Below are 5,668 nucleotides of genomic sequence, written 5' to 3'. Positions count from 1 at the left end.
TGGGGGGTGGTGCTGGTTGGGGGGGGTGGATTTTCAAACGCCGCGGGGTATGCGCCGGCGGATGCCCGGAAGGGTACGCGGGTGGGCGTGGAACGAAAGCCCGCGCCTAGCGTCCGATCCCTGTGGGGGTGGGGACGGGTGGCAGAGCGCTCAGTCACCCGCCGCTGCCGGGGCCGCATTGCGCGGGGCGGGGCTTGTATCCTGCGTTGGGCCCGGGGCTGGGACGGTCTCCACCGGCGCGTCGCCGCGATCTTCTTCCCAGGGCTGATTACGGCAAATGGCGCGCGCGTCCAGCAGCAGCGCAAAGATCTCATGCAGCCGCTCTGGGATGCGGATGACGCCGTTGGCGGCTCCGTATTTCTGCGCCAGTAAGTCCCGTGGCTGTCGTGAGAGATCGAACAGGTCCACCAGGTGCATGCACCAGTCGTCGAAGTAGCGGGGGCCGATCGGCTCGAAGGCGATCAGCTCCACGCCGTGGTGCCGGGCGTCGCGGATGATGCGGTTGAAGAGCTGGTTGACGGCCTTGGAGGGGCCCTCCAGCACTTGCAGGAATTGATCGCCCGAGAGCAGCAGCAGGCCGGTGATGTCGTGCTTAGCATTATGCTCGGCGGCGGTGTGCACCAGATCGCGCAGGTCCTCATTCGGTAGGAAGGACGCGGAGCAGGTGCTGCGGTAGATGAGACGACAGTCTCCCATGGGCGCGGCTCGCGGTTGCGGTGGGTGCGATCGGGATTCCCCGATGCATCCTCTGAAACCTGACCTTAGCAAAGGCGAGCCGAATTGCAACCACGGCGGTGGGTCATAGAAAAGCCCTCGGCGGGCGGCTGCCGCCGAGGGCTTCCATGGCAAGCGATCCCCCGGGGTAGACCCGGGGGCGGTGGTGGTTTACTGGATCACGCGGTCGATGACGTGAACGACTCCGTTGGAGGCGTACAGACCGGTCTTGACGACCTCAGCGTTCGCGACCCCCACATGGCCGTTGAAGCGCGCGGACGGACCGATGTCCAACGTGGTGCCGTCCATTGCCTGGACGGTCTCGCTCTGGATCAAGTCCGTTGCAGTGTGCCGGCCGGGGATCATATGCCTCTTGATCAGCGCCGTGAGCTTCTCCCTATCGCCGAGGAGGGCCTCACGCTCGGCGTCGGGAAGCTTGGCCAGGGCCTCGTCGCTCGGCACGAAGAGGGTGTACTCGCCGTCGCCGCGCAGGGTGTCGGCCAGGCCTGCCATCTCGATGGCTTGTTTGAAGCTGCCGAAGACGCCGGAGCTCGCCAGGATGTCTTCCAGGGTCTTGCCGCTCGCGTAGGCGGGCACGCCCTGGATGTCGTATGGCGCGAGCATGTCCGTGGGCTCGGCGTTCTCCAGAGCGGCGTTGGCGCGCTCGAACGTCTCCTCGTCAGCGTAGCGGGAGCCGACCGACAGCGCCGTCAGCGGGCCCAAGGCCATGGCGAGGCCGAAGATGGCCAGCGGGCCGTAGTTGAACTTTTTCGCAGTGGTCTTGGTGGATTCGGTCATGTCAGTACACCTCAGGTTGCAGTCAGACAAGTGTTGGGCATCACGATTGCCGGCGCGTTTCTGACGTCGACAAAACCTGGTCTCTGACCCGGCTGAGACGAAGCATTGCGCCTCGATCGCCGCTTGACAACGAATCCAACAAACACTCCGCGGTTTCTGACCAATTTACTCAGGAATTGACCCCTGACAAACCCCAACAGCGGCTGTATCAAGCCCTGACCAGGATTCGACAAGGTTTGATTTAGCATTCCACCAACTTCTGTCTAGGCGGCTGGTTTTGCCGTTGTGGAGGCGGCTCGGCGGGCGGGCTCCTCACCGTGCAGGATGGAAGCTCGGTTATGTTGACGGGGCACGGCAGGCCGGCCAAGCGCCCGGAGGGACGGACGGTCGCACTCAGGGAAACCTTTGGTAGATTTCGCGGCGGTGCAGGCAGCGCACGCACTCCACGATGCCATCCTGCACAACCAGCCCGACCCGGTAGTCACCAACGCGGATACGGTAGTGGTTGCGGCTGCCAGTCATCTTGCGCAGCCCGGCCATATCGCCAAGCGTATCTGCTGCTTCCAGGTGTTCGATCACTTGCTTCAGGGTTGCAAGTACGGCTCGATCCCGGATCCTCTTGAGGTCGCGTGCGAAGCTGGAACGGAACCGAACCCTCAATCCCGAGCCTCCAGTAAGTCGAATATCGCATCGCGGTCCACCGGTTCTGTGGCCTGTCCCTCGCGAATCGCCTCGGAGAGCGCCGCATCTTCCAGCGCCTCGGCGAAGGCTTGGCGGAAAACGTCAGGCTCCTCGTGTAACAGCTCCACGAGTGCATCTTTGAGCGTCTGCTTGAGGTGCTCTGGGCTCAGGTTGTCTTCCATCGGTTTGCGGCTCCGGAATCCGGTCGGTTGACGATGTTGTCAGAGTAAACTGAATCGGGTTCTGTTTGGCAGGGGTCTTGCCGCGGGCTTGTGCACGAAGGCCGCACGCCTTCAATCGTTTACTTGCCCATGCCACCAACAACGGCAACCCACAGCACTGCTGCTACGCCCGGTACAAGCGCCAAAATCGCCGCTCGTCGAAGCCGTCGAGGCGCGCATCGCCGATCAGCAGCACCGGCACACCGCGGGCGCCGAGGCGCTCCATCGCCTTGCGGGCGCGGGCGCTCCTGCCGACATCCATTTCGCGAAAGGTCAGTCCCTCGCGCTTCAGAAACGCCTTGGCGCGCTGGCAATGTGGGCAGTTGGCGGTGCTGTAGAGGACGATGCGCTTGTTGGCCATGGCTCTGGATCGCTGCGGGAGCGGCATCCCTGCCGCGAGGACGGCGGTCAGGGCGGTGTCGCGGCCAGAGGCCGATCCCGCAAGGGACGGCAGTCGCTGATGCTCGCAATAGGGCCCGTCAGCGCTTGCGCTTGGCCCGCGGATGGGCCTTGTCGTACACCTGCGCCAGGTGCTGAAAGTCCAGGTGGGTGTAGACCTGGGTGGTGCTGATGTCGGCGTGGCCCAGCATCTCCTGAACGGCGCGCAAGTCGCCGGAAGACTCCAGCAGGTGACTGGCGCAGGAGTGGCGCAGCAGGTGCGGATGCAGGTTGCGCCCGGCGCCGCGCTGCTCGGCCCACTGGCGCAGACGCTGCTGCACCGTACGCGGGTGGATGCGCCGGCCGCGGCTGCTGACGAAGAGCGCCGGTTCGTCTTGGCCGGCGAGGAGTCCGCGCACCTGCAGCCAGCGTTGAATGGCCGCTAGCGCGGCCTGTCCCACCGGCACCCGGCGGGTCTTGGCGCCCTTGCCGACCACGGTGAGCGTGGCATCCGCCGGGTCGATGTCGCGTGTGTCCACGCCGATCAGTTCGGCCAGCCGCAGGCCGGACGAGTAGAACAGCTCCACCATAGCCGTGTCGCGCAGCGTGAGCGGGTCGTCATCTCCGCCCTGATCGGGGCCTGCGTCGATGAGCGCCCCGAGCTGGTCTGGGTCGAACGTGTTGGGCAGCCGTCGCTTCGCCTTCGGCGGGCGAACCGTGCGGGCCGGATTCAGGCTCGTCGCGCCCTCGCGCAGCAGGTACTCGAACAGGGTCCTTAGGGCGGAAAGCTCCCGTGCCAGGGTGCGGGCGGAGACGCCGCTGCGATGGCGGTCGGCGACATAGCGGCGCACTTGCCCGTCTGTAAGCTCGGGCCAGGCGGCGACCGGGCGTTCCCTGCGCCAAGCCAGCACCCGCAGGAGGTCGCGCCGGTAGCTGTCGACCGTATGGGGCGACAGACGGCGCTCGTGCGTCAGGTGGTGCAGAAAGGCATCGAGCCAGCGGTCGCCGGTGGCGGCGGGACCCGTTGCGGTGTCGGCGGGCGGCGGATAGGGCATGCGCGCGTGGCGGCGGGCGGATCAGGCGCTCGGGCGGGGGCCGTGGTGCGCAAGGTCCGTGAGCTTGGCGCCGGCGATGGCCCCGAGTCGCTCCAAGAGCTCTGTGCCCATGTCGCGTGTGAACCGCTTGGGATCGCGGCTGCCGATGGCCAGCACGCCGGTCTGCTCGGTGCCGCGCATGGGCACCAGGGCAGCGGACTGGATGGTTTCGGCGTCGGCGCCGAAGAGCGGCTCCGCCTGCTTCGGGGCTAAGGGTCCGCACAGGCAGCGGTCGCGGTCGACGAATTCCACGAAGGCCTGTACCACCGGGTCGTCGGCGCGCTGGGCCGGATCCACGGGGAAGAGCTTGATCGCCACCGCCTCCGCATTGAACTGCTCGCGCAGCGCCGCCTCCAGTGCCGCGCAGGCGCGCTCCAGGTCGGGCACGGTAATGAGCTGGACGGTGAGCTCGTGCAGCCGGGCCGCGAGCTGGTCGTACTCATGCGCACGGGCCATCAGATGATTGAGCCGCCCGCGCTCGTTGGCGAGCTGCTCACGCAACACGGCAACCTGGTGCTCGATAAGCGATACGGCGCCGCCCGCACCGTGGGGGACATGCAGCTTCGCCAGCACCTCTGGGTGGTGGACGAGGAAGTCTGGATGGCGCAGCAGATAGGCGGCGACGGCTTGGTCCTGCTCGGCTTCGGCGTGCTCGTGATCCGTGCCGGAGGTGGGTTGGCCCGAGGAGGATGCGCCGGGCGCTTGATCCCCAGAACGGGGGCGGCTGCTCATAGATCGATTTCTCCGTCGAAGACGCGGGTCGCCGGCCCGGTCATGCGTACCGGCTCACCCGCCCCCGGCCAATGTATCACAAGGGTTCCACCGGGAAGGTGCACCGCCACGTCTGCGTCCAGTGCCCCCCACAGCCGTCCGGCCACCGCTGCCGCGCAGGCGCCCGTGCCGCAGGCGAGTGTTTCGCCAGCGCCGCGCTCCCAGACACGCAGCCGCACCTGCCCGCGGTCCTGCACATGCATGAAGCCGACATTGACGCGCTTGGGAAAGCGCGGATGCCGCTCGATGCGGGGGCCGAGCGTTGACACCGGCGCATGGTCCACATCGGCCACCTGCAGCACTGCGTGGGGGTTCCCCATGGACAACGCTGCGATCATCACGGTCCCGCCATCGACGTCCAGCTCGTACTGCGTTGCCTGGCTGTCTGCGCGGAAGGGGATGTCGGCGGGCCGGAGCCGGGGCACCCCCATGTCCACGGTGACCTGGCCGTCTGGCTGCACCCGGAGCAGGATAGCGCCGGCAGCCGTGCCCACCGGTATTTCGGCTTTGTCCGTCAGGCCCATGTCCCGCACGAATCGGGCGAAGCAGCGGGCGCCGTTGCCGCATTGCTCCACTTCAGAGCCGTCCGCATTGAAGATGCGGTAGTGGAAATCGGTCCCCGCCAAGCGTGGCGGCTCCACCAGCAGCACTTGATCGCAGCCGATCCCGAGCCGCCGGTCGGCGAGCCGGGCCGCCAGCTCCGGCGTCAGGTGGACCCGTTGCCGCACAGCGTCCAGCACGACGAAGTCGTTGCCGAGGCCGTGCATTTTGGTGAATCGGTAGTGCATGGGAGTCGAGTTTCGAGGAGCGAGGTTCGAGGAGCGAGTTTCGCGGTTCTAGGCGCGAGTGAGGATAGGTGCGGGACCTAGCCCCTCGCCCCTCCATACCCGTTACACGCAACCCCTCACCCCCCCTACCGCCCGGTGCCCGTCCACCACGACATTAACCGATAACTCCTGCCCACCCCCCGAGCCCGACAAATGGCAGGTTACCTCCGACGGCCAGCAGACG

The 5,668-nt window shown here is 66.7% G+C and carries 8 protein-coding genes; all 8 read right to left on the bottom strand.

Going from position 1 to position 5,668, the window contains the following annotated elements:
* Positions 1–150 precede the first annotated feature (150 nt).
* The gene (locus I6U14_RS08035) at positions 151–696 is read right to left on the bottom strand and encodes a BLUF domain-containing protein (protein WP_296898317.1); all 546 of its coding nucleotides are present in this window, start codon (positions 694–696) and stop codon (positions 151–153) included.
* A gap of 189 nt (positions 697–885) precedes the next feature.
* Entirely contained in the window at positions 886–1,512 is a 627-nt protein-coding gene (locus tag I6U14_RS08030; RefSeq protein WP_296898315.1) for a fasciclin domain-containing protein, read from the bottom strand.
* Between the two features lie 393 nt (positions 1,513–1,905).
* A complete protein-coding gene (locus I6U14_RS08025; protein WP_296898314.1) occupies positions 1,906–2,172 on the bottom strand; it encodes a type II toxin-antitoxin system RelE/ParE family toxin in 267 nt (88 codons plus the stop codon).
* Positions 2,169–2,375 (bottom strand): hypothetical protein, encoded by a 207-nt coding sequence (locus I6U14_RS08020; protein WP_296898313.1) that lies wholly within the window; start codon positions 2,373–2,375, stop codon positions 2,169–2,171. Before I6U14_RS08020 ends, I6U14_RS08025 begins: the two co-directional genes overlap by 4 nt.
* Positions 2,376–2,538: 163 nt before the next feature.
* Positions 2,539–2,775 carry a glutaredoxin family protein gene (locus I6U14_RS08015; protein ID WP_296898311.1) on the bottom strand — a complete coding sequence of 79 codons (237 nt, stop codon included), beginning with the start codon at positions 2,773–2,775 and terminating at the stop codon, positions 2,539–2,541.
* A gap of 118 nt (positions 2,776–2,893) precedes the next feature.
* A complete protein-coding gene (xerC, locus tag I6U14_RS08010) occupies positions 2,894–3,847 on the bottom strand; it encodes a tyrosine recombinase XerC (RefSeq protein ID WP_296898309.1) in 954 nt (317 codons plus the stop codon).
* A 21-nt stretch (positions 3,848–3,868) separates the two neighbouring features.
* Positions 3,869–4,618, bottom strand: coding sequence for a DUF484 family protein (locus tag I6U14_RS08005; RefSeq protein ID WP_296898307.1), 750 nt, complete (start codon positions 4,616–4,618; stop codon positions 3,869–3,871).
* The gene (gene dapF / locus I6U14_RS08000) at positions 4,615–5,445 is read right to left on the bottom strand and encodes a diaminopimelate epimerase (RefSeq protein WP_296898305.1); all 831 of its coding nucleotides are present in this window, start codon (positions 5,443–5,445) and stop codon (positions 4,615–4,617) included. The genes I6U14_RS08005 and dapF overlap by 4 nt, the downstream gene beginning before the upstream one ends.
* Positions 5,446–5,668 lie beyond the last annotated feature (223 nt).

It is taken from the genome of Thiohalocapsa sp. (genome assembly GCF_019695415.1).
Taxonomy (GTDB): Bacteria; Pseudomonadota; Gammaproteobacteria; order Chromatiales; family Chromatiaceae; genus Thiohalocapsa.
Note: the sequence above shows the minus strand (reverse complement) of the source record. Positions and strands in the feature narration are given on the sequence as shown.